Raw genomic sequence first — 25,153 nt, forward strand, 5'->3', positions numbered from 1 at the left:
TCGTGCATCCGGCACGCCACATCAGGCCCATGGTGACTTGCAGGGAGACCGACGTCTCATGACCCACAATCCTATCCGGCCCTGGCGCAACATCGACCGACGCGTGTCGCGCAAGATTCGCGTCGGTTCGGTCGAGGTCGGGGGTGACGCGCCGATTGCCGTGCAGTCGATGACCAACACACTCACGCATGATGCCGGCGCGACAATCGCCCAGATTCGTCGCATGGAGCAGGCGGGCGCCGACATTGTCCGTGTGTCTTGCCCGGATCAGGCATCGACGGCGGCGCTGCGCGAAATCGTGCAGAATGTCGACGCGCCGATCGTTGCGGACATACATTTTCACTACAAACGCGGCGTTGAAGCGGCTGACGCCGGCGCTGCCTGCCTGCGCATCAATCCAGGCAATATCGGGTCGCTTGCCCGCGTGAAGGAGGTGGTCGCGGCCGCCCGCGCCAATGGCTGTTCCATGCGGATCGGCGTGAATGGCGGTTCGCTTGAGCGCCACCTGCTGGAAAAGTACGGCGAGCCGTGCCCGGACGCGATGGTGGAAAGCGCGCTGGACCATGCCCTTATTCTCGATGATCTCGGATTCCACGAATACAAGATCAGCGTGAAGGCGTCCGACATGTTCATGACGGTCGCCGCCTACCAGAAACTGGCCGAAGCCACTGATGCCCCCCTGCATCTCGGCATTACGGAAGCCGGCGGCCTTCGGACCGGCACGGTGAAGTCTGCAATCGGCATGGGCAACCTGCTGTGGGCCGGGATCGGCGACACGATCCGTGTGTCCCTGTCGGCAGACCCGGTCGAGGAGGTGAAAGTCGGCTACGAGATGCTGAAATCCCTCGGCCTGCGCACGCGGGGTGTGAATATCATCGCGTGCCCAAGCTGTGCACGGCAGGGCTTCGACGTGATCTCGACTGTCGAGATTCTGGAGAAACGCCTGGCGCACATCACCGAGCCGATCTCGTTGTCGATCATCGGCTGTGTCGTGAACGGGCCGGGTGAAGCGGCCATGACCGATCTTGGGTTCACTGGCGGCGGCGGCGAATCCGGGATGATGTACGCGGCCGGCAAGCCTGACCACAAGGTCGGCAATGCCACGATGGTCGAGGAAATCGTCGCTGCGGTGGAAGCCAAGGCGGAGAAGTTGCGCGAGGCGCGCGAAACGGCTGGCATCGCTGCCGAGTAGCCACGGTTTCGAGAAGAGACTGCCCAAAACCGAAAATGGCGCTAAGACTCCGGCACAGCGTCTATTTGGCCGGAAGGGTGGTCCCTGAATGATCTGGTTCCTGAAGCGGATTCCGCTGCTCCTCGTGATCGGTGTCACTGCGCTCATCATGTCGAACTGCACAATGCTCGGCCTGAATTACGCGAGTCTCGAAGTCGCGAACAAACCGGTTCCCGTTCCACCGATTGATGTTGCCGCGATTTCAGGTCGAGAGACGGCGCGAGACGCACTTAAAACGAAATTCGAAGACGCGCTCTACGGGCCATGGCCTGCAGGCATGCCGGTATCGGCGAGCGGCTGGCGGGTCATCGAGCCTGATTACCTGAACGGGCGCGGAACCCTGGAAGAGGCTGAGATTACCATCGGCAGCGGCGCGGGTGCCAGACTGTTTCACCTGGTCGCGGCCTTCCCGAAAGCCGACGCACCGTCGCCGGTGGTCATCAGCCAGACCTTTTCAACCAACTGTTCTGTGTTTCCGGACACTGCGGTGACGGCGACGAACGGGCTGCCTTGCGACGGGTCGGAAATGGACGGCGTCGTGGGAATGGCCGCGACGAGCATTTTCGGCACCTATATCGCCCTGGCGCCCGTCGAGCGCTATTTCGATGCCGGCCTCGCCTATGCCAGTTTCTACGCGTCCGAACTTGTGCCCGACAAGAATGGCGAGGCGCAGGCAGTGATGGCCAATCTGGGCGGCCCGGTAAATCCAACCAGCACGCTGATGGCCTGGGCCTACGGGTTTTCCGCTGCCCTGGACGTGCTGGAGGCCGATCCCCGCATCGACGCGAGCCGTACGGCGCTTATGGGACATTCCCGCCACGCTAAGTCCGCCCTGATCACCGGCGTGTGGGACCGCCGCGTGGATGCGGTGATCGCACACCAGTCCGGCTTTGCCGGCGCGGCGCTGTCACGGTCGACGGCTGGCGAAGGCCTCGCACGGATGGCGAAATCATATCCTCACTGGGTGGCGCCCCAGGCGCAGGCCTATCTCGACGACCCGTCGACCCTGCCAGTCGACCAGCACGAGTTGCTCGCCCTGCTGGCGCCGACACCTGTGCTTTTGGGGAATGGGCGCCGAGACGTCTGGTCGGACCCGAACTCGACGTTCCGGTCGGCCGAAGCGGCCTCGGCGGTCTACAAGGCCGACGGGACGACCGGCATGACAGCAACCGGCATGAAGGATTTCCTGCCATCCGACGCGCTGTCCTATTGGCTGCGTGCTGGCGGGCACAGCATCGTTTCGAAAGACATCGACGCGTTCACGACGTTTCTCAGCGCCCATTTCAATGACCCGGGGGAAATTGAATCTTCTGTTCAAACTGCAGATTGCACTCTAAACTCTCAGGAAAACAACGCTGAGGGAGGCGCACAATGTCCGTAACTGTTGAACTTCTTAAACCCGTACTGGCCCTGGTCTGCTGGACGCTGGTGATGTGGCTGTGGATGTACGCCACCCGCATTCCCGCAATGCAGAAGGCCAAGATCAATCCGGACGATGCCCGGCATCCCGGCACCTATGTTGACAAGATGCCGGCGAATGTCCGTTCGGCGGCCGACAATTACAATCACCTGCACGAACAACCGACGATCTTCTACGCTCTCATGTTCTTTGCCGCGATGACGGGTGGCGAAGGTCATTTCATGGTCGTGCTGGCCTGGATCTATGTCGGGCTGCGTGTGGTCCATTCGTTCGTCCAGGTTCTGCAGCCAAACGTGACCTTGCGCTTCATGGTTTTCGCGCTCGCATCGCTCACCTTGTTCGTCATGGCGGGCCGCGAAGTCATGCGGATTTTCCTCTAGACGACGGAATGTGGCAGCGGAGGCGCTTCACGCGCCTCCAAAACCGCTCTAAAGGGCGGCCATGGCCACTATTTCACCCTCCCGCCTGCAACAGGTCATCGACCGGTTCGAACAGGTCGAAGCGCGCATGGGCGCGGCAACCGAAACCGCAGAGATCATCGCGCTGTCGAAAGAATATGCCGAGCTGAAGCCGGTCGTCGAAAAGGCGCGCGAGCTGATCTCGGCGCGAACGGAACTCAAAGAGGCCGAAGCGCTCGTCTCGAGCGGCGACCCCGACATGGTGGAACTGGCCCGCGACGAAGTCGACAACCTGCGCGAGCGCCTGCCGGACCTTGAACAGGAGGTTCAGGTCCTGCTGCTGCCGAAGGATGTCGACGACAAGGCCGACATCGTCATCGAACTTCGCGCAGGAACGGGCGGCGACGAAGCAGCCCTGTTCGCCGGCGACCTGTTCCGCATGTATTCGCGCTACTTCCAGCTCATGGGCTGGAAGGTGGATATCGTCGATGCGGCGGAGGGCGACGCGGGCGGTTACAAGGAACTGGTTGCCAATGTCTCCGGCGATGGCGTGTTCGGGCACATGAAGTGGGAGAGCGGCGTGCACCGGGTGCAGCGCGTGCCGGCAACCGAAACGCAGGGGCGGATCCATACGTCGGCAGCGACGGTCGCGGTGCTTCCGGCGCCAGAGAATGTCGAGATCGACATTCGCCCGGAAGACATCCGTATCGATACGATGCGCTCGTCCGGCGCAGGCGGCCAGCACGTGAACACGACCGACTCGGCTGTCCGCATCACGCACCTGCCAACCGGTCTCGTGGCCACGAGCTCGGAGAAGTCCCAGCACGTGAACCGTGAAAAGGCGATGGATCAGCTGAAGATCCGTCTCTACGAGCGCGAGCGTTCGGCCAAGGATGCGGAGCGGGCCGAGGCGCGGGCGAGCCAGATCGGCTCCGGCGACCGGAGCCAGAAGGTGCGCACCTACAACTATCCTGAAAACCGGGTCACCGATCACCGGATCGGCCTGACACTCTATTCGCTCGACCGGATCATCACCGGCGACAAGCTCAACGACGTCATCGAGGCGCTGATCACTGAAGACCAGGCGCGCAAGCTTTCGGCAATGGAGGCGGACACCTGATCCGGACGACCTACACGGCGATACTTGCTGAAGCGTCCCGGCGGTTGAGGGATGCCGGTATCGAAGCGCCGCAGCGCGAAGCGCGGCTCCTGATGGCGGTGGCGTCAGGCCTCACCACATCCGACCTGATCATCCGTGGCCACCAACCGGTTCCCGCGAGCCTCGCAGATACATTCCACGCCATTGTCGCCCGGCGCGCGGCGCGCGAACCCTTCCAGCACATTGCCCGGACGGCGTCCTTCTTCGGCCTGGACCTGGTGTCGGACCGGCGTGCGCTTGTGCCGAGAGCTGACAGCGAAGTGGTGGTGGAGGCGGCCCTGGCGTTGCTGCCGGAGGGGCGGGACGCGCGTGTGGTGGACCTCGGGACGGGGTCGGGATGCCTGCTGGCCGCCCTGCTTGCGACCCGCACCGAACTGACGGGCATAGGCCTGGACGCGAGTTCCGACGCGGCAGACCTTGCGCGCGAGAATGTCGAACGGCTCGGGTTGGGCAACCGGGCGCGCATCCTGACCGGCAGCTGGACGGAATGGACCGGTTGGGCGGATGTCGACCTGGTGATCTCCAACCCACCTTATATCAACGCGGCGACCATCGCGTCGCTCGACCCGGAAGTCAGGCTTCACGATCCCCTGGACGCCCTTGATGGTGGCGAGGACGGCCTGGCGGCCTATCGCGAAATCGTGATGCTTGCGCGGGCGGGGCTCCGGGCAGGCGTGCCCATCGTATTCGAAATCGGGTTCGACCAGAGATCGTCCGTTTCCGGCCTGATGGCGGACGCCGGCTTCATCGGCCTGGGCAGCAGCAGAGACCTGGCCGGCAATGACCGGGTCGTCTGGGCCTTCCAGGCCGAGAGCTGACGCTCACATTTCTGCTTGGCGTAGCGCATGATACAGGTTAGAACCTATGCGTGAGGTGTTGGAAGCCGCTTGCGACAGCAATTGGTCCACCCTCGTCAGACTCGCGCAAATAAGGGGCTAGGCCAGCATTCTTTGGGCCATTGCGTTGGGAATTGCCTGTCGGAAAAGCAGGCGCATGAAACGGGATACACATTCATGAAACGCTCACGTGGGCGCAATCGCCGTTCTGGCGGCAATAATAACAGCAACAATCACAGCAACCCGAACCGCCACTATGAAAGTGTCGGGCCGGATGTGAAAATTCGTGGGTCTGCGCAGCAGGTTCTCGAAAAGTACCAGCAATATGCCCGGGACGCCCACACGAGCGGCGACCGCGTATTGTCTGAGGCTTATTTTCAGTTTGCCGAGCATTATCAGCGCATTGTCGCCAAACAGGTTGAGGCGAAGGATCGCCAGCAACAACCGCGGACAAATCGCGATGACCGGGACAACCGGCGTGATGACCGCGACACCAACAACAATGACTCGAATGACAATGACGCGTCAGACAACAGCGACCAGAACAGCGACTCGCAAGAGTCCGCGCGACCTGCTCGCGACGATGAGTCCGCTGATCAGCAACGGGAATCCAGCCGGCGCGAACCGCTCAAGGTCATCGACGCAGACGACGGCGCGGATGAGGCCGCAACGTCCGAAAAGGCGCCGGGTGTAGAAGACAAGCCTGCAGCAGAGCGCCCGAAGACCCGCCGCAAGCCTTATCGTGCCAAGGAAGCAACCAAGGAAACAGCCAAGGACGCGGCCAAGGAAACGGCCGATGAACCGGCAGCCGTGACGGATGGGGTGATGAAAACCCTGTCGCGTGGCCGGCGCAAGGCCGCGTCGGAAGCCGAAACGGCACAGTCCGACGATTCGGCGGCCTAAATCGCAGCGGCCTGGGGGGGCGTCGACGCCTTGTCCAGTACACGGTCCGATATCAGTACGAGGCTCGCCCGTCCCGGCGACGCAGGCAATCTGCGTGACCTCGCCATCTCGTCATTCGTGGCGGCGTTCGGCAGCCTGTATAGCGAACGTGACCTGCAGGCCTTCCTGACCGCAAACTATACGCTTGAGTCCTGGCGACACGCGGTCGTCCGCGCGGACCGCCCCGTCTGGGTCGCGGAGACGCCTCAAGGCAAGCTCTCGGGCTACGCGCAGGCGAGTCCGTGCGACCTGCCTGTCGATCCCATGCCGGATGGCGCACTGCAGCTCCGGCGCCTCTATGTGGATCCCGATACGCTTTCGGCCGGGATCGGGGCGACCCTCATGCAATGCGTGATCGATTGGGTGGAAGCGCAAGGCCGTCCGCCCCTTTTTCTCGGCGTCTGGTCCGGCAACGCGGCAGCCCAGCGGTTCTACGCACGACACGGATTTCTCAAGGTCGGCGAATACGATTTTCCGGTCGGCGAGCGAGTGGACCGGGACCACATTCTGCGGCGCGATTGACGCAGGTACAGGTCCAGCGGCTTGTACTGGCCGCCTCAACTCCCCAAATCCAGTTCATCGCATGGACGCTGCCGCTGAGCGGGGTGTCTGTCACCATGAACCGATCTGCCTACACAAGGGGATGATACATGAATATCGACCAATATACCGAACGCGCACGCGCAGTTGTCCAGGGCGCCCAGACTCTCGCTCTGGCGAGCGGCCATCAGGCGCTGACACCGGCACACATTCTCAAGACCATGCTCGACGATCGCGACCAGCTCGCGGTCAATCTCGTCCGGGCGGCCGGAGGCCGGCCTGAACTGCTGGTGCAGGATGTCGATGCGGCGCTGGCGAAACTGCCGAAAGTGACCGGCTCGAATACCGGCCTGCGCCTTGAACAATCCGGCGCCAAGCTTTTCCAGGATGCCGAAGCTGATGCCAAAAAGGCGGGAGATTCATTCGTCACCACAGAGCGGTTGCTGTCGGCGATTGCAGGCTTGTCCGGAGACGCCGCCGCCGACGCGCTGCGCAGTTCCGGTGTAACGCCGAAAGCCCTCGAGACAGCAATCGGCGAACTTCGCCAGGGCCGAACGGCAGACAGCGAGAACGCCGAAGAAGGCTATGAGGCGCTGAAGAAATACACGCGTGATTTCACGAAGGATGCCCGCGACGGCAAGCTCGACCCGGTCATCGGCCGCGACGAGGAGATCCGCCGCACGATCCAGGTTCTCTCCCGCCGCTCGAAAAACAACCCGGTCCTGATCGGCGAACCCGGCGTCGGCAAGACGGCGATCGCCGAAGGCCTGGCCCTGCGCATCGTGAACGGCGACGTTCCCGAAAGCCTCAAAGACAAGCGCCTGCTTGCGCTCGACATGGGCGCACTGATCGCAGGGGCGAAATTCCGCGGCGAGTTCGAGGAGCGCCTGAAAGCCGTGCTGAACGAAGTGCAGCAGGCCGCGGGTGGCGTCATCCTGTTCATCGACGAGATGCATACACTGGTCGGTGCCGGCAAGGCCGACGGGGCGATGGATGCGTCCAACCTCCTGAAACCCGCGCTTGCGCGTGGCGAGCTGCACTGTGTCGGCGCGACGACGCTGGATGAATATCGCAAATATGTCGAAGGCGACGCGGCCCTCGCCCGCCGTTTCATGGCGGTGTTTGTCGACGAGCCCTCGGTTGAAGACACGATCTCCATCCTGCGTGGCCTGAAAGCCCGCTACGAGGCCCACCATGGTGTCCGCGTGTCGGATGCCGCCATCGTATCGGCAGCGACACTGTCCAACCGTTACATCACGGACCGGTTCCTGCCTGACAAGGCGATCGACCTGATGGACGAAGCCTCTGCGCGCCTGCGCATGCAGATCGATTCCAAACCGGAAGAGCTCGACGAAATCGATCGGCGCCTCCTGCAGCTGAAGATCGAGGCAGAGGCCCTGAAACGCGAGAAAGATGCCGCGTCGAAGGATCGCCTGAAGACGCTGGAAGGCGATATCAGCGAACTCCAGGCGAAGTCCGACGAACTGACCTCAGCCTGGTCGGCGGAGAAGAACAAGCTGAAAGGCACGGCCACGGCCAAGGAACAGCTCGACCGCGCCTATGCCGACATGGCGGAAGCCCAGCGGACGGGTGACCTGACCCGTGCGTCCGAATTGAAATTCGCGACCATCCCGGAGCTTGAAAAGCAGATCCGCGACGTCGAAGGCTCCGAGGATGCCGAAGACGGCCTTGTGTCGGAAGTCGTGCGGCCCGAGCACATCGCGGCTGTCGTGTCGAAGTGGACCGGCATCCCGGTCGACAAGATGATGGAAGGCGAGCGGGACAAGCTGTTGAAAATGGAAGATGCCCTGCGCAAGCGGGTCGTCGGCCAGGACGCCGCGCTTGAAGCCGTGTCCAATGCGGTTCGCCGTGCGCGCGCCGGCCTGCAGGATCCCAACCGGCCGATCGGCTCGTTCCTGTTCGTTGGTCCGACGGGCGTCGGCAAGACTGAGCTTACCAAGGCGCTCGCCGAATTCATGTTCGACGATGACACCGCGATCCTTCGGCTCGACATGTCGGAATATTCCGAGAAGCACTCGGTTGCCCGCCTGATCGGCGCGCCGCCGGGCTATGTCGGGTATGATGAAGGCGGTGCACTGACGGAATCCGTGCGGCGGCGTCCCTACCAGGTGATCCTGTTCGACGAAGTCGAAAAGGCCCACCCGGACCTGTTCAACACGCTGCTCCAGGTGCTGGATGATGGTCGCCTGACAGACGGTCAGGGCCGGACGGTCGATTTCAAGAACACACTGATCATCATGACCTCCAACCTCGGCGCAGACGCCCTGGCGAGCGGTGATGAAGGCGAGATTTCGGAGTCGGCCCGCGAAAGCGTGATGAGCGCGATCCGGATGCATTTCCGGCCCGAATTCATCAACCGGCTCGACGAGATCGTCTTCTTCAAACGCCTCGGGCGTGGTGAGATCGACCATATCGTCGATATCCAGATGGAGCGCCTCGAAGAGTTGCTGAAGGACCGGAAGATGAAGCTGGACCTCAGCCTCGATGCGCGCAACTGGCTTGCCGCCCGTGGTTATGATCCCGTCTATGGGGCACGCCCGCTGAAGCGCGTGATCCAGAAGGAAATCCAGGATCCGCTCGCGCGTCTGCTGCTGGAGGGGCGGATCGCAGACGGCGAGACGATCCACGTCGATGTCGAAGGCGACATGCTCTCGATCAACGGCGTACCGAACGATTTCGCCAAGGGACGAGTGGCATTGAACTAGGCGCCACAAATGCCGACTTGAACTATTACTCCCGCACGGGTAGCAATATTTGCTAGCTGTGCGGGAGAAAAACCTTGAGCCCTTTGAAATTTCTGGCCGCGGCCGGGATGAGTGTCTTTTGTCTTTGTGGCGCTGCCGGAGCCGAAAGCGCTAATGATATCGCGGAATTGTTTGGACGTGCCGATGCGATCGGTGATCCGCAGATTTCACCAGATGGCCGCTATCTCGCCGTCGAGTGTTCGCCTGAACTGAAGCCATCCTTGTGTATTTTTCCATTGGATTCGGCCGAGGCGCCGATCCTCTTGCCGGTGATTCAGGATGCGCGGCTCATGCGTCACTACTGGGCGAATGCCGACACGCTGATCCTCGACATCGAGATTTTCGAGACGCTGCAAGTCAGTTCGGGAAAGGAGGACTACGCCTTCGAACGCGCGATTGCCTTTAACCTGACCGACAAGAAACCCGTGATGCTGTTGAAGGACAACCGCAGTTGGGTGGATACAAACAATCTCGTGGCGATCGACCCCGACGATCCGGACAAGGTCATGTTTTCCGTTGTTTCGGAGGTGCATGACAAAGAACCGGGGCGGGTGCGCACAAAGAATGCAGATCGATTCGCGTACTACGTCATGAAAACTGATCTGAAAAAGGGTACGTCCAGGCAGGTGGATTCCGACGGGCGGTTTGTCGTGGATGCGGTGCATGCAGCCGACGGGAAGATGGTGGCTGAACTTCGGTACAAGGATATCGGCCGCGGATTGCACTCGGTGAGCATTACAAAAGGTAACCAGGTTCTGTTCCAGCGGGACGACGTTTCCTTCAATCCGGTTTCCCTTTGGGGGCTTGATACATCCGGCAACAACCTGATCATCTTCCTGCAGGAAGGCGAACCGTACGGCCTGCACCGGTTGTCGCTGGCAGACGGCTCTCTTGCGGCCATGGAAACCGGGTCTGCCGGGGGCACTGTATCGCCTGTCGTCGATGCGCGATCCCTGCGGGTGGTCGGATTTGAATATTCCGGGGAAACGACCGAACAGGTGTTCGAGGATCCGGCGCTTCAATCTCAACTTGCCGCCGTCAGGTCGGCGATGCCGGGTGCGTCCGTCACGCTGGAATCATGGACAGATGATCGCTCGGAAAGCGTCATTCGCGTCGACTTTCCCGGCAAGCCCGTTGCGTATTATACATTCCAGCCGGGCATCGGGGCGCTCTCTCCCCTTGGCAACAAGGCGCCGCATCTGGACGATCGTCCCCTGGGAACGATCGAACACATATCGTATGCCGCGCGCGACGGACTGACGATCCCGGGCTACCTGACCCTGCCGCCCGGCAAGACGCGAGACGATGGACCTTTCCCACTCGTCTTGTTGCCTCACGGCGGGCCGGAGGCGCACGACACATCGACATTTGACTGGTGGGCACAAGGCCTTGCCGCCGCGGGATATGCCGTGATCCAACCCAATTTCCGGGGCTCAACCGGGTACGGTACAGGATTCCGCGACGCCGGGTTCGGAGAGTACGGCGACAAGATGGTGACGGATGTCCTGGACGCAGAGACGTGGGCCCAGGCCCAGGGACTGGCAGAGGCGGGCCGGACGTGTGTCGTGGGGGCGAGTTATGGAGGCTATTCCGCATTGATGGCGGCATTGCACGATAGTGCGGCTGTACAATGCGTGGTGGCTGTGAACCCGGTCACCAGCCCGTTCGGATTATTGGCAGATTACCGGTATGGAAGCTTCGCCGTGAATGGGATGGAGCGCTTCCTTGGTTCGGGGCGCTTCGACAGTCCGGCTGCCCGGTCTTCCATCACGCCGGTGCAGAGGGTGGCAGAACTGAAGGCACCTGTATTGCTGATTGCAAGTGAGGAAGATTCGACAGTCCCGATCGAGCAGAGTGAGCAGCTGGAGCGAGCCGCGAAGGGCGTTGCGGACGTGACGATGGTCAGGATTGCCGGCGAAGACCATTACCTTCGCTCGACGCGTGCGCGTTATGATGTCCTGTCAGATACGCTCGAATTCCTGCATAGTCATGTGCCGGCAAACTGAGGCCAGGCACAGTGGCGGGTCAGGGTGTGACCGGCGCCGTGACCAGGGTCGCTGCGGCCATGGTTGGCGAGACAGTTGCGCCGCGCAATACATCGATCTTTGCCTTCTGGGCCAGGAACTCGGCATACTCGCCCGGTTGGGTGGCCAGGTTCCTGCCGGAGGGAAGATCGAGAGTCATCGGGTTCAGGTAGCGCCCGTTGCGGCGGATTTCGTAGTGCAGGTGTGCGCCCGTCGCCGAACCGGTGTCGCCGACATAGCCGATGACATCGCCCTTCCGGACTGAATCACCCGCCTTTATCCCCGGCGCAAAGCCCGACAGGTGCGCGTAGAGCGTTCCATAGCCGCGCTTGTGCTGGATGCGCACGTTGCGGCCATACCCGTCACTGAATTCCATCCGCTCGATCACGCCATCCCCACCGGCCCTGACGGGGGTGCCGCGCCGGGCCCGAAAGTCGACGCCCGTATGCAGGTGCAATTGCCCCGTCAACGGATGGTACCGCTGACCGAACCCGGAATTGATCGGCACATGACCGATGGGGTAACGGGTCAGGAAGGGCTGGGCGGCGACGCCGTCAGCGTCAAAGAATTCCGTCCGGCCCGTATCGCCTGGCGTGTAGCGATACCAGCTGCCTCGGCTCGTCTCGCCGTTGAACGCTGCAAAGACGAGGTCGCCATTTTCCAGGAAATTGCCGCGTTCGTCTTCGGCAATCTCGAAGACGGCATCGAACCGCTCGCCCGGACGGCCGCCGGACGCAAGATCGGGATCGTCGGGAAACAGGGCAGCAAACGCGGCGGCATGCGCCTGGTTGCCCTTTCCTTCGATCAGGGCATCAGCGAGGCGGGTCTTGATCGTCCCGGCCACGCGGCGGTGGGACGTCATGATCCGTGCGGTCAGGACACTGACAAAGAAGCTGTCATCGGCCTGGCGGGTGGCCAGCAGCGTATTCTTCTTGTCCGGCTTGATCGACACTGCGATCAGGCGCGCTGCGTCACCGTCCAGTGTGCTTTCGTCGAAATAGGCGGTCAGCGCCGTGCCCGGTCTCATGCGTTTGCGATCGACAAGGCCGGTCTCGCGCAGGGCGCTAACGGCCGCTTCAGCTTCTTCAACGCTGGCGCCCAGCACTTCGAGCACGTCCGCCGCCGCTGCGCCCGCCGTGACCTGGCCGATCTTCTGGGCCGTTGAGGTTTCCGGCAGGTTGCTGCGGAAATCGAGCATGGCCTGCGCGGCGTTTCCGTTGCCCGGCTCTTCCGGTGGTGTGGGGCGCACGAGCAGGAACAATCCAAGCATGCCAAGGATCACCATGCCGGCCACGACGCGCTCAAGCGTATGATACGGGCTGAGCGAGCGGTTAACCGATACCGGCCGTTTACTGGGCGACTTTGCCATGTGGATTCCCCTCGCAAAGGCCAGTTGTGGCCAGGTGCAATACAAGGGATCAGATCAGCAAGAAGCGGGCCAGAACTGCATCAACGACGCGAATTTTTCGGCGGATACTCGCCCCAAGGGACGTATCAGGGGGTCGCGGTAGAGACCGATACCAGCCGGGCTGTGCCAATATTGGCCCCCAGATCGGCCCGAATCTGGTCGATTTCGGCTTTCCGGGCGGCAAATTCGGAGAGCATGTCAGGGGACTCGGCCAGTTTTCGACCGGTCGGCAGTTTCAGCCGCATGGCGTTGACGGGCACGCCCTTGATATAGACTTCGTAATGAAGGTGCGGGCCGGTAGAGGCGCCGGTCGAGCCGACATAGCCGATGACATCGCCCTGGCGCACGCGCCTGCCGGATTTCATGCCCTTGCCGTACCGGGACAGGTGCGCATAGGCCGTCACATAGCCATTGGCGTGCTTGATCTTGACGTAGTTGCCATAGCCGCCATAGCGGCTGGCCCGTTCGACAATTCCGTGTCCGGCAGCGAACACCGGCGTGCCGCTCGGGGCTGCAAAATCGGTCCCCTTGTGCAGGCGGGTGTAACCCGAAATCGGATGCCGGCGCTTCCCGAAGGACGAGGAGAGGCGGGCGCCGTTGATCGGGGTTTTCATCAGGAATTTCGTGGCGCTTTCACCGCGACTGTCGAAATAGTCGGGCACCTGGTCGTCACTCGGCGTGAACCGGTAAAAGTCACGCGACAGGGCCTGCCCATCGAGTGAGGCAAACACGACGTCTCCGGATTTGACCGGATTGCCATGTTCATCGACGAAGGTTTCGTAGACGATTTCGAACCGGTCGCCTGGGTAAATTTCACGTTGAAAATCAACGTCATATGCGAAAGCATCCGCAAAATCGACAACCTGCTGGTCGCCCGCGCCGAGGCTGCGGGCGGTTTCGTAGATCGACGTGTCGATTGCGGCGGCAACGCGCTTGTAGCTGGGTGTCAGGCGGGCATTGAGGGCGGCGGCAGACCACGCACCGTCCTGTTCACGCGTGATCAGCAATGACCGGTCAGGTTCGGCCCGAATGGACAGCGCCTTCAGGGTGTCGCCGTCGAGATAGGCTTCTGCGACGAGCCCCGGGCGGAGGCGACGGGCATCCAGCATTTCGCCGGAATAGAGTGTTTGCAGGGCGCTGTTGGCGTCCTGGTGGCTGGCGCCAAGGCCGACGACCAGATCGGTGAGTGTCTGGCGCGATTTCAGCGTGCCGGTCTTGTGCTCGAGCACCACAGGGTCAGTCAGGTCGGTGGCGCTGAGGAGCGTGGTGGCGAGCGGCGGCGGCGTTGCGGCGGCGGCGGTGCCGTGGGTTGGCTGGCCTGCAGGATCGACCATGACGAGACCGGCAATGGCGGACGCTGTTCCCAGCACGAAAAGAACCGCGAGACTCTTCAGTCCCTGCGAAAGGTTCCGCTTGGGCTGGTGCTCCAGCTGGGGTTTGGTTTCGGTGACTTCTTTCACGCGCAACTTCCCGTCATATCCCTGCGTCAATCTCGAAATGGTTCGATTGGTCAGGCATCCATTTTGTCATTTGCGTGTTAAAGAATCCAGAACACGCACCATTTTGGCCTTCTTGCCTTATTAAGACCCTAGGTACCATCACAAGCAAGATGCAAGCCGGAACTCACAGTGAACGCAACAGATGACAAAAATTTAGGGCAAACGGTTGGCCAGCAGCCGGCAAGGCCCGCACGCTGGGTGCGCCGGGTGCTCATCGGTGTTGCGCTGGTTCTGGTCCTGGGCGGCATCCTTGGCTGGGTCGCCCGGAAAACGATTGCAGAGCAGGTGGTGAAATCCTGGTGCGCTGACCGGGGCCTCGTCTGCGAGACCACGGTCGTCCGGCTCGGACTGGACGGCGCGACGCTCCGCGACCTGAAGGTCGGCGCTGGTGGTGACGTGCCATTCCGCGCAGCAGAAGTCAGCGCTGCGCTTGGCTGGGCAGGCCTGTTTTCGCCGGAGGTCACGGGGATAGTCGTCGAGACGCCGGTCGTGCGCGGAACGCTGGATGCAAAGGGCGTGCGTTTTTACGGCCTGGAGAATCTGGCCGGTTCGTCCGGCGGTGGTGGTTCCAGATTCAATATGCCGCCGATCGACGTCACCGGCGGACAGGTTTTCCTGGAGACCGAGGCCGGCACCTTGTCGGCTGCCATCTCCGTAAACGGAACATTCCCGCAAAAGGGTGAATTGCATCTGGCAATGACGCCGGCGGCCCTGAAGGGCAACGGATCGGAATTCTCATGGTCGAAAGGCATCGTCGACATGACTGCCGACCAGGGCCGTATTGCCGGCAAGGCGTCGCTGGTCCTGGAGCGGGCCGACGTGGACGGCCTGTCGATCCATGATGCGAAACTTGACGCAACGATTGACGCTGACGCGGCTGGCACCGGACCGATGCGCCTGGAATGGACCAGTTCGGTCGCCGATGCCCTGTTCCCCGGCGGCGAAGTGAAACAGGGGCATACGGACGGCACCGCGACGTTTACCGAGTTTCCGGGCATGTCGATCAATGATGTGCTTGCGGCGCTCAGGACGGGTGTCTTCCAGGTTGATGCGGCGACCTTTTCCATGGCGGGCTTCGGCGCGGCACAGCTGCACATGGAGGCTGATCTCAAGGGTGATGCCGGAAATATTGGCGGGCCTGTCACGGTCGCGGCGGCGAGCGCCTCGGCGCCGCAGGGCCAGAGCCGTGCGCTTTCGGTGCGTGGCGTTGCCAGCCGGACGTCAGAAGGCGGACTGCTCTTTTCCGGCCCGGCCACGGCATCCGGTGTCGGCCTGACTCCGGCCCTGCGAAGCGCCCTGACCGCGCCGATCATGTTTCCCGGCCCCCTTGCAGACCACGGGATACGCCTGCGCGGCGCCGTCGACAGGGCCTTGCAGGATTTCAGCCTCACGACGGAATTCAGCACCGGCCGCAAGGACGGCGAAATCACCTTCACCAGCCGCCAGACGACCGAGTTGGCGGCAGCCTCGGGCCTGCACGCCACCGTCACACCGCCTGACGATGCCCCGTGGCTGGCGATCCGGGGCACTGACAGGCACGGTGGAGGCACGATCGTGCTTGGTGGCGGCGGTGCGCCGGACCTTGTGCTGGAACTGGGCAGTGCGGACCTGACTGACAGCGGTTTCAGGATCAGCGCCGAAGCCCTGCGCCTCAAGCCCTGGGCGGCGGGCGGGCGCACGCTGTCGGCCGACCTCAGCACGTTTGGACTGGAGAGCGGCCAAGGCGACCTCACTGTCTTTGGCCGCGGATGGATGGCGCTGTCCGGCATGGTTTCGGGTTTCGCGCTGGACTCGACGCGCCTTTCCGGCGGGATCCGTGCCCAGCGTCATGACGGCAAATGGGATGTCAGGCCGGAAGCCACGAAATGCTTCGACCTTTCCACGCAAGGCTTTGATTTCGGCAGCATCCGCGTCAAGCAGCTGAGCACGGACGTCTGCCCCGAAGGCGGTGTGTTCGTGCACGATCGGACTGGCGCGCCGAGCGGTGCGGTAAGGCTGGGTGCCTTCAGCCTGCCGTTCGCAAGCGGGGCGACGTCCGGTACGGTCGATCTCGCCAATGCAATCATCGACTGGTCGTCAAATGGCGGGCTGGCCATGACGATCCGCGGCGATACGCTCGACCTGCCGCTGGACATTGGCGACCGCACACTGGGCATCTCCGGCAAGGCGCCGCGCATGGGCGTGGCAACAGGCAAGGGCGCGCCCAAATTGTCAGCCCGCCTCGGGGCGACGGATTTTACCGGCAGCTTGATCCCTGCGCACGTATCCGCAGACAGTTTCCAGTTCGACGGCACCAGCGGCGCCCGCAGTGTGTCGGGCAGCCTCAGCGCATCTGGCGTGCTGATCCGGGACGACATCGAGGACCCGCTCTACGCGCCACTGACGGCTGACTTCTCGGCGACCCTGAAGGACGGCCACATGACCATGACAGGCCCGCTCAGCCTGAAGAAGGATGGTTACATCGTGGCCAATACGACGCTCGATCTCGATATTGTCGCGCTGACGGGCAAGGCGGCGATCCGCTCGCTTCCCTTGCAGTTCCGCCCCGGCAGCCTGCAGCCCGTCATGCTGTCGGAGCGCCTGCGCGGTGCCTTCACCTATGCCAGTGGCGAGGTCACGGCGCTCGCCGATATTGATATCGACTCGGGCCGTCTCGCCGGCACCGGCGAGGTAACGGTCGCGGATTTCGGGTTCCAGACGACCCGGCTGGGCCGCGTCGACGGGGTGAACGGCCATGTCCGGTTCAGTGACCTGCTCGGCCTGACGACCGACCGCGCCCAGGTTGTCACCGTGGGGGCCATGAATATCGGCGTCCCGCTCACAGACGGGCGAATGGTGTTCCACCTCGACAATGGCCGCGTGATCGGCGTGGAATCGGCAACCTTCCCGTTTGCCGGTGGCACCATTGCCCTCGCGCCCCTGAAATGGACGTTGGGTGGCACCAACCAGCGCGTTGAAGTGGCGGCCCAGGCGATCGACCTGAGCCAGTTGATCGCGGTTTTGAAGCTGCCTGACGTCGATGCGACCGGCACGGTCAGCGGCCGTTTCCCGGTCGACTTCGAAGGCAGCCAGGTCCTGGTGCGGGATGCCCGCCTGTCAGCAGACAAGAAAGGTGGTCACCTTGCTTATACGGGGGGTGCCGTCGACGCGGCGGCCGGCAGCGACTCCAACGCGAGACTCGCATTCGATGCGCTGCGCGACCTTGATTTCTCGATTCTTGAAATTGGCCTGACCGGTGACCTGACAAACCGGACCGTCGCCAGCGTTCACCTGCTGGGGAAGAATACCAGGCCGCTGGCGTTCGGCGACAAGCTGACAATGCCGAAGGGACAGGCCTTCCAATTCAACTTCACATTCGATTCGAACCTCCAGGAACTCGTGAATTCCACACGCTATTCCAGCCAGCAGGGCCAGTTCGTCGATGTCATTGTCGATCTGGTCAACGACCAGAAGAAGCAGGAAAGCAATGCGAAAGGTGAATGAGGTACAACGGTTCGGTCGATTGACGTTAAGCGGAACCGTGTCATGTTCGCGCTCGAATGAAAGGAGTCCCCTGTTGATGACCCCGCCCAAAGCTCTCTTGCTGGTCGGATGCGTTGCGCTGGCCGCAGCGTGCACGCCCACGCTCCGCATTGAACCGTCGGACAAACCGATTACAATCAATCTCAACGTCAAGATCGACCAGGAAGTCCACATCAAGCTGGACAAGGAAGTCGAGAACCTGATCGACAACAACCCTGATCTGTTCCCGCAATAGCGACGACAGGAGTGATGAAATGACCATGATCAAGAATGTCTTCCTAGCCATCGCGTTCGCCTCTCTGGCAGTGGTCAGCGCACCGGCGGCCCACGCGGCAGACCCCCAGATCGAGGCGGCGATATCTGCCGGCGAAGTGGGTGAGCGTATCGACGGCTATCTCGGCGTTGTCGGATCGGCTGACCCGGCAGTCGTGCGCAAGGTTCAGGAAATAAACAACAAACGCCGCGCGCTGTATGAACAGCTGTCGAAGCAAACCGGCACGACCGTGGCCCAGGTTGCCCGTGTGACCGGTGAAAAGCAGATCGCGAAGGCGGGCCCCGGCCAATACTACATGGACGAAACGGGCAGCTGGAAACAGAACTAGGCCGCAAAGGCTCTGGCATCTGCCGCATCAGGCATCCACAGCCCGGTCCTTCGTGCCGGCATGAATTTCCCAGCCCTCGCAGCCCTGCTGCGGGGGCTGATTTTCTTCTGGCAACGCAGCGCGCCTGAAGACTTTCACGTCTGTTTGATTGACACGGACGCCGACGCCCTCGATTTTGCACCCAAGTCATTTTGCAACACCGGCTGGACCTTCCCATGATCGATCCTGCACGCCTCTCGGCCTTTATCTCGTCGCGCATCTGCCACGACCTCGTCTCCCCCGTATCGGGCGTGACCAGTGCGCTGGAAATGCTCGACGAGCCCGGTGACTCGGATATGGACGCGCAGTTCGAAGAGCTGTTGCGCTCCAGCGCCAGGAAGGCCGCCTCGACGATCCAGTTCCTGCGCTATGCCTATGGCTCGCTCGGCCTGCAGGCAGGCACGGCCGACATGCACGAATTCAAGAAGATCACGGAAAACTACCTCCATGGCCTGAAACCCACGATCGAGTGGGATATTACCACCGACCATCTCAGCTTCTCGCATGCGCGCCTTCTGATGAACCTGATCATGATGGCTGTGGACACGCTGCCGCGCGGCGGCGTGATCATTGCCAAGGTCCGCAATGAAGCGGCCGGAATGACCATGACGGTCAGCAGTCGCGGCGAGCGGGTCAAGATGAAGGATGAAGCGGCACGGTCCGTTCAGGGGATCGAGCCTGAGGACGGCTGGAAGCCCGAGAATATTCAACCGCTGTTCGCGAAGATGATTTGTGATAATCTTGGTGGCGAGATCACGGCCAAGCAGGGCGAAGATGTTGCCATCATCATGGCGACGCACATTCGCGCCGAAGGCTGATACCAGACAGGGAAGGTTTCTTTCCGCCCAGCAGTATTTTCTTAACGCTCCTCGGGCAGGAATTAACCTGACTTAACGAAATCCTAGCGGGAGCGGGACCATGAAAACTTGCCTGATCGTCGACGACTCACGTGTCGTGCGCAAAGTGGCCGCACGCATCATCCAGGATCTCAAGTTCAATGTCACCGAGGCCGGTGACGGGGCAGAGGCGCTAACGGCATGCCGCACCGAAATGCCGGATGCCGTGCTGCTGGACTGGAACATGCCGGTCATGAACGGCCTGGATTTCCTGCGGGCACTGCGCCGCGAAGAAGGCGGCAAGAAGCCGCTTGTCGTGTTCTGTTCCATCGAGAATGACGCTGAACATATCAGCGAGGCCATCCGGTCAGGGGCGGACGAGTTCATCATGAAGCCGTTCGACGCGGATATTCTGGAAAGCAAATTTGCAGAAGTAGGGCTGGTTTGAAGCATTTCTTAACAAAGACACCGATATTGGTAACGATTGCGGGTTGGAACGCCTGAAACCGGAGTGGGACATGCAGGATGCGGTTTTCAATGAATTGGCGGACCTGGCCCTGAAAGGGTCAGGTCAGGCGATTCCGAAATCCAAGGCGTACCTGATAGAGGCGCGGCTTGCAGCGATCGCACGGCGCGAGGGATTCGGGTCGATGGACGACCTTGTCCATTGCCTGAAATCGCGCGCAAACCCTGTTTTTGCTGCAGAAGTCGCCGCCGCACTGGTGTCCAAGGATACAAGTTTCTTCCGCGAGCGCGACACCCTGAAACGGATCGTCGAGGATGTCCTGCCGCAACGGTTGAAGGCCTCGAACACCGGGCGTCTGAAAATCTGGTTTGCCGGCGGCTCAACAGGCCAGGAGGCCTATTCGCTGGCCATCGAGCTGGAGGACGAGCTGCCCGCAGCCCTGCGCGGGGCCAAGATCGAAGTCCTGTCGACGGATATCTGCAAGGTCTCGAGCGAAAGGGCGCGTATCGGCTGTTACGGCCATTACGAGGTGCAGAAGGGGCTCTCGATCCACCGCCTCACCAAGCATTTCACCCGCCTCGAGACAGGCCAGTGGGAAGTCTCCGAAGCGCTCAAGGCGCGGGTCAGCTTCCGCCAGCACAACCTGCTGGAAAGCGCAGCCGGTCTTGGCAAGTTCGACGTCATCGTCTGCCGCAATGTGCTTTCCGGCATGGCCCGCCCGGCGAAGACGCGGGTGATCGAAAATCTTGCGGCCCAGTTGGTGCCCGGCGGCATGATCCTGCTCGGCCAGGGTGAAGGCCTGATCGGCCTGACCGACAAGCTGGAACCCGCCCGTGACTTCCGCGGCGCGTGGGTGGCTGCGGGAACGGCCAATGCGGCCGCTTCTGCTGCCTGAGACAACAGCCCTGACATTGCCTTGTCGCAAGACGCCTGTAAGAGGGGCCGAACCTTTTATGGCTGATTGATACAGGCAGACCCCAACCATGGTAAAATCGACTCTTGCGGCATTTGCCGACCGGATTTCTGCTGCCGATTGGGCCGGGAATGGCCTCTCTGCCATGACGCCGATGCGTGTGAAGACCGAGTTGCTGGCGGGTTTCACCGTCGCCCTCGCGCTGATTCCCGAAGCGGTTGCCTTTGCCTTCGTTGCCGGTGTGACTCCGCTGTCCGGTCTCTATGCCGCGTTCATTGTCGGGTTGATCACGGCCCTGTTCGGCGGGCGGCCGGGCATGATTTCCGGCGCGACCGGCGCCCTTGCCGTCGTGATGGTCGGCCTGGTGCACGATCCACGGATTGCCGAGGGCATGGGGCCGCAATACCTGTTTGCGACCGTCGTTCTGATGGGCCTCTTGCAATTGCTCGCCGGCGTCTTCAAGCTGGGCAAGTTCATGCGCCTTGTGCCGCACCCGGTGATGCTGGGCTTCGTGAACGGCCTTGCCATTGTCATTTTCCTCGCCCAGCTCAGCCAGTTCAAGGTGCCCGGCACGGCAGAGGCCAGCGGCCACGGCTTTGCCGGCGGCGAATGGATGAACGGCGCGCCGCTTGCCATCATGCTGGGCCTTACGGCGCTGACCATGGCGATCATCTGGGGCATGCCGAAGCTGACCAAGATCATTCCCGCCCCGCTGGCGGGCATCGGGATCGTCGCCGGCATTGTCATCGGCTTCGGCCTGAACGTGCCGACGGTGGGCGATCTGGCATCGGTCAAGGGTGGCCTGCCGCCCTTCGCTGTCCCCACCGTGCCGATGACGTTCGAGACACTGAGGATCATCTTTCCCTACGCGCTGATCCTGGCCGCGATCGGCCTGATCGAGAGCCTGCTGACACTCAACCTGGTCGGCGAGATCACCGGCAAGCGCGGTGGTGCCTCGCAGGAATGCCTGGCGCAGGGCACGGCGAATGTGGTGACGGGATTCTTCGGCGGCATGGGTGGTTGCGCGATGATCGGACAGTCCATGATCAATGTGAAATCCGGCGGGCGCACACGCCTTTCGGGTGTGTCGGCCGCGCTGTTCCTGCTCGCCTTCATCCTTGTCGGGTCCAGCCTGATCGAGCGCATTCCGCTGGCGGCCCTGGTTGGCGTCATGTTCATGGTCGTGATCGGCACCTTCGCCTGGCAGAGCCTGCGCATCATGACGCGTATCCCGCTGATGGATGCGTTCGTGATCGTGCTGGTGACGGGTGTGACCGTCGCCTATGACCTCGCCACGGCGGTTGTCGTCGGCGTGATCGTGTCGGCACTGGCCTATGCCTGGAACAATGCCCGCCGCATCCATGTGATCGAGCGCGACAGTATCCGGGAACCCGGTGCGCATGTGTACGAGATCGAAGGCCCGCTTTTCTTCGGTTCGACCGACGGCTTTGCCGAACTGTTCCACCCGGAGACCGACCCCGACGTGGTAATCGTGGACTTCAGGCGCAGCCGCGTGGTCGACCAGTCTGCCCTGCAGGCCATCGAAGACCTGGCCGCCCGCTATGCCGCCCATGGCAAGACACTTCGCCTGCGCCACCTGTCCCGTGACTGCCACAAGCTGTTGAAGCGCGCCGGCCAGCTGATCGTCGATATGGATGATGATCCCGACTATGCGCTGGCGGCCGACTACAATGTCCGCATCGGCGTTTTCGGCGGTGCGCATTAAATCACTGCGCAAGTGATGAAATACCCCCTTGGGGTATAGTTACAAATAGCCATATCTCCGCTACAAGGGTGTGATTCTGTCCCTGTTGCGCGAGGATGCCCATATGTTCAACCGACGCCGCTTCCTTCGCTACGCCGCCACCGGCCTCGCCGCAGCGGGCGCCGGCATACCGGCCTGGGCACGGTCGGCCAGCGAGGGGAATCTCGGCATCCCCGCGCTGCAGGGCAACCGGTTCGACCTGACGGTTGGAAAGTTCCCCGTCCGCATAAACGGCCGCGCAAGCGAGGCCATCGGCGTCAACGGCTCCGTTCCTGCGCCGCTGCTGCGCTTCCGCGAAGGCGAGGAGGTGACGCTGAATGTCACCAACACGCTGGAGACCGACACATCCATCCACTGGCATGGCCTGCTGGTGCCGTTCCAGATGGACGGTGTGCCGGGCGTGTCCTTCCCCGGCATCCGGCCGGGCCAGACGTTCAGCTACAAATACGCCGTCCCGCAGAATGGCACCTATTGGTATCACTCCCATTCCGGCCTGCAGGAACAGGTGGGTCATTACGGGCCGATCATCATCGATCCGAAGGGCGCTGACCCGGTCGGGTATGACAGGGAATACGTCCTTGTCCTGGGTGACTGGACCTTCGGTGACCCGGACCGGCTGTTTGCGAAGCTGAAGAAGCATTCCGACAGCCAGAACTTCCAGCAGCGGACGGTCGGCGATTTCCTGCGCGACGCGGAAAAGCAGGGACTGGGCGCCGCGCTGGACGACCGGGCCATGTGGGGCGCCATGCGCATGTCGCCGCGCGACCTCGCGGATGTCGGCGCGCCGACCTACACCTACCTGGTCAATGGCCGGTCGACGGCGGACAATTTCAACATGGTGTTCACGCCGGGCGAGCGCGTGCGCCTGAGGATCATCAATGCGTCGGCGATGACTCTGTTCAATGTGCGCCTGCCGAGCCTGCCGATGACGATTGTCCAGGCTGATGGCCTGCACGTGCAGCCGCTGGAAGTCGACGAATTCCAGATCGGCGTCGCCGAGACCTATGACGTGATTGTCACGCCGCAGGCAGCGGAGGCCTTCGCCTTCGTCGCGGAATCGATTGACCGGTCGGGGCAGGTTGTCGCGACGCTGGGGCCGCGTCCGGGCATGCGGGCCGTCATCCCGGCGCTACGGCCCGTGCCGACGCTGACCATGATGGACATGGGGATGGATCATGCGGCCATGGGGCATGGATCCATGGCCATGGACGCAGAGATGCCAGCCGCCACCGCGCCCGCCGCCATGGACCACAGCAAGATGGACCACGCCGCGATGGGCCACGCGATGCCGGACCCGCAAGGCCCGGCCGTCCAGATGGTGTCGATGGAAGCGGCCATCGAGACCGGGCCCGGCGTTGCCAATCTTGCTGCCATGCCGATGAGCCGCCTGGATGAACCCGGCATAGGCCTCGCCGATGTCGGCCACCGCACCTTGACCTACAGCCAGCTGCGCAGCCTGGACCCGAACCCGGACACCCGTGCGCCGGGCCGCGAGATCGTCGTACACCTGACCAGCAACATGGAACGCTATATGTGGTCGTTCGACGGCGTGAAGTTCTCCGAGGTGACGAAAGCGATCCAGTTCCATGAAGGCGAGCGTGTGCGCCTGACCCTGATCAACGACACGATGATGCCGCATCCGATCCACCTGCACGGCATGTTCTTCGATCTCGTCATTCCCGGTGCGGAGGCCAGCGGCCACCTGCCGCGCAAGCATACCGTGATCGTAAAGCCGGCGGAGAGACTCTCCGTGGATATTTCCGCCGATCATGTCGGCGACTGGGCCTTCCACTGCCACCTGCTTTTCCACATGGCCGCCGGGATGATGCAGGTCGTCACGGTGATGCCGTCGCCAGCGGCCGCCCCGCTGGACACCCATCAGGGGCACGAGATGATGGATCATTCCACGATGGATCACTCGGCGATGAACCATGGCGAGATGGACGAGGAGGACATGAAGCGATGATCCGTTCGATTGCCCTGTTCGCGCTCGCCGGCCTGGTCTCATTTCCAGTCGTCGCCGAGGAGACCGGCCCACCGTGGTCAATGGCCGACGCCTATCATGACGCCGACGAGATGGCGGCGGTGCGCAAGGCAATGCTGATGCACCATGGCGCGATGCGTCAGGTTTCTGTCATGGCAGACCGGCTGGAACTGCAATCATCGGATGCCGGCGACGCGCTCGTCTGGGACGGCAACGGCTGGTATGGCGGCGATGTGGACAAGCTGTGGCTGAAGAGCGAGGGCACTTACTCGCTGGAGACCGACGCCGTGGAAGACGCTGAAGTCCAGGCCCTCTGGTCGCATGCGATCTCGCCCTATTTCGACCTGCAGGGCGGCATCCGCTATGACCTCGAGCCCAAAGGCCGCACGCATGCCGTGCTCGGGCTTCAGGGCCTTGCGCCCTATTGGTTCGAGGTGGATGCGGCCGCTTTCCTCAGCAGCGAAGGCGACCTGACCGCGCGGATCGAGACGGAATACGAGGTCCGCCTGACACAGCGCCTGATCCTGCAGCCGCGCGTGGAGGCCGAATTCGCCGCGCAGGACATTCCGGACCTTGAGACCGGGTCGGGCCTGACCAGCCTCGATGCAGGCCTGCGTCTGCGCTATGAATTCGTCCGCGAGTTTGCGCCCTATATCGGCGTCGAATGGCAGGGCAGTTTCGGCGGCACGGCAGACTATCTCGAGGCGGCAGGCGAGGAGACGGATCGTACCGCCTTCGTGGCAGGCGTGCGAACCTGGTTCTGAAGCCTGCCTCTCGCAATTTGTCTTGTCCCGCGCTATATCG

Annotated in this window: 20 protein-coding genes; 18 read left to right on the forward strand and 2 right to left on the reverse strand. The window is 62.4% G+C overall.

Features of this window, described 5'->3' with window-relative positions; translation table 11 throughout:
• Window positions 1-58: 58 nt before the first annotated feature.
• From ispG to HJO_RS15660, 9 genes are all read left to right on the forward strand, one after another.
• On the forward strand, window positions 59-1,192 hold the full coding sequence (gene ispG / locus HJO_RS15620; RefSeq protein ID WP_035618835.1) for a flavodoxin-dependent (E)-4-hydroxy-3-methylbut-2-enyl-diphosphate synthase: 1,134 nt from the start codon (window positions 59-61) through the stop codon (window positions 1,190-1,192).
• Between the two features lie 88 nt (window positions 1,193-1,280).
• A complete protein-coding gene (locus HJO_RS17935; protein WP_051618700.1) occupies window positions 1,281-2,612 on the forward strand; it encodes an alpha/beta hydrolase family protein in 1,332 nt (443 codons plus the stop codon).
• Window positions 2,603-3,031, forward strand: coding sequence for an MAPEG family protein (locus HJO_RS15630; RefSeq protein ID WP_035618838.1), 429 nt, complete (start codon window positions 2,603-2,605; stop codon window positions 3,029-3,031). Before HJO_RS17935 ends, HJO_RS15630 begins: the two co-directional genes overlap by 10 nt.
• Before the next feature lie 61 nt (window positions 3,032-3,092).
• On the forward strand, window positions 3,093-4,169 hold the full coding sequence (prfA, locus tag HJO_RS15635) for a peptide chain release factor 1 (protein ID WP_035618841.1): 1,077 nt from the start codon (window positions 3,093-3,095) through the stop codon (window positions 4,167-4,169).
• 20 nt (window positions 4,170-4,189) lie between these two features.
• The gene (gene prmC, locus HJO_RS15640; protein ID WP_035618844.1) at window positions 4,190-5,026 is read left to right on the forward strand and encodes a peptide chain release factor N(5)-glutamine methyltransferase; all 837 of its coding nucleotides are present in this window, start codon (window positions 4,190-4,192) and stop codon (window positions 5,024-5,026) included.
• 195 nt (window positions 5,027-5,221) lie between these two features.
• Entirely contained in the window at window positions 5,222-5,947 is a 726-nt protein-coding gene (locus HJO_RS17940; RefSeq protein ID WP_084142128.1) for a DUF4167 domain-containing protein, read from the forward strand.
• A 30-nt stretch (window positions 5,948-5,977) separates the two neighbouring features.
• Window positions 5,978-6,508 carry a GNAT family N-acetyltransferase gene (locus HJO_RS15650; protein ID WP_162173844.1) on the forward strand — a complete coding sequence of 177 codons (531 nt, stop codon included), beginning with the start codon at window positions 5,978-5,980 and terminating at the stop codon, window positions 6,506-6,508.
• Between the two features lie 128 nt (window positions 6,509-6,636).
• Window positions 6,637-9,252, forward strand: coding sequence for an ATP-dependent chaperone ClpB (gene clpB / locus HJO_RS15655; protein ID WP_035618846.1), 2,616 nt, complete (start codon window positions 6,637-6,639; stop codon window positions 9,250-9,252).
• Window positions 9,253-9,581: 329 nt separating this feature from the next.
• Window positions 9,582-11,297: an alpha/beta hydrolase family protein gene (locus tag HJO_RS15660; RefSeq protein ID WP_162173845.1), complete on the forward strand. Its 1,716-nt coding sequence runs from the start codon at window positions 9,582-9,584 to the stop codon at window positions 11,295-11,297.
• Between the two features lie 19 nt (window positions 11,298-11,316).
• Here HJO_RS15660 and HJO_RS15665 read toward each other — a convergent pair whose 3' ends face one another.
• Together HJO_RS15665 and HJO_RS15670 are read right to left on the reverse strand one after the other, a co-directional pair.
• Window positions 11,317-12,684: a M23 family metallopeptidase gene (locus HJO_RS15665; protein WP_084142105.1), complete on the reverse strand. Its 1,368-nt coding sequence runs from the start codon at window positions 12,682-12,684 to the stop codon at window positions 11,317-11,319.
• Between the two features lie 125 nt (window positions 12,685-12,809).
• Entirely contained in the window at window positions 12,810-14,183 is a 1,374-nt protein-coding gene (locus tag HJO_RS15670) for a M23 family metallopeptidase (RefSeq protein WP_241764769.1), read from the reverse strand.
• 246 nt (window positions 14,184-14,429) lie between these two features.
• Between HJO_RS15670 and HJO_RS15675 the strand changes: the two genes are divergently transcribed.
• The 9 genes from HJO_RS15675 to HJO_RS15715 all read left to right on the forward strand — a co-directional run bounded on the left by HJO_RS15675 (window position 14,430) and on the right by HJO_RS15715 (window position 25,113).
• A complete protein-coding gene (locus HJO_RS15675) occupies window positions 14,430-17,705 on the forward strand; it encodes an intermembrane phospholipid transport protein YdbH family protein (protein WP_156945768.1) in 3,276 nt (1,091 codons plus the stop codon).
• A 76-nt stretch (window positions 17,706-17,781) separates the two neighbouring features.
• Window positions 17,782-17,979: a YnbE family lipoprotein gene (locus HJO_RS15680; protein ID WP_035618854.1), complete on the forward strand. Its 198-nt coding sequence runs from the start codon at window positions 17,782-17,784 to the stop codon at window positions 17,977-17,979.
• A gap of 19 nt (window positions 17,980-17,998) precedes the next feature.
• Entirely contained in the window at window positions 17,999-18,346 is a 348-nt protein-coding gene (locus tag HJO_RS15685; protein ID WP_035618856.1) for a YdbL family probable chaperone protein, read from the forward strand.
• A gap of 215 nt (window positions 18,347-18,561) precedes the next feature.
• Entirely contained in the window at window positions 18,562-19,203 is a 642-nt protein-coding gene (locus HJO_RS15690) for a histidine phosphotransferase family protein (RefSeq protein WP_035618859.1), read from the forward strand.
• A 100-nt stretch (window positions 19,204-19,303) separates the two neighbouring features.
• Window positions 19,304-19,669, forward strand: coding sequence for a response regulator (locus tag HJO_RS15695; RefSeq protein ID WP_035618861.1), 366 nt, complete (start codon window positions 19,304-19,306; stop codon window positions 19,667-19,669).
• A 70-nt stretch (window positions 19,670-19,739) separates the two neighbouring features.
• A complete protein-coding gene (locus tag HJO_RS15700; RefSeq protein WP_035618998.1) occupies window positions 19,740-20,582 on the forward strand; it encodes a CheR family methyltransferase in 843 nt (280 codons plus the stop codon).
• Window positions 20,583-20,670: 88 nt separating this feature from the next.
• Entirely contained in the window at window positions 20,671-22,326 is a 1,656-nt protein-coding gene (locus HJO_RS15705) for a SulP family inorganic anion transporter (protein ID WP_035618863.1), read from the forward strand.
• Window positions 22,327-22,429: 103 nt separating this feature from the next.
• Window positions 22,430-24,331 (forward strand): copper resistance system multicopper oxidase, encoded by a 1,902-nt coding sequence (locus HJO_RS15710; protein WP_035619001.1) that lies wholly within the window; start codon window positions 22,430-22,432, stop codon window positions 24,329-24,331.
• The gene (locus tag HJO_RS15715) at window positions 24,328-25,113 is read left to right on the forward strand and encodes a copper resistance protein B (protein WP_035618864.1); all 786 of its coding nucleotides are present in this window, start codon (window positions 24,328-24,330) and stop codon (window positions 25,111-25,113) included. Before HJO_RS15710 ends, HJO_RS15715 begins: the two co-directional genes overlap by 4 nt.
• Window positions 25,114-25,153 lie beyond the last annotated feature (40 nt).

The sequence above is a fragment of the Hyphomonas johnsonii MHS-2 genome (genome assembly GCF_000685275.1).
Lineage (GTDB): Bacteria > Pseudomonadota > Alphaproteobacteria > Caulobacterales > Hyphomonadaceae > Hyphomonas > Hyphomonas johnsonii.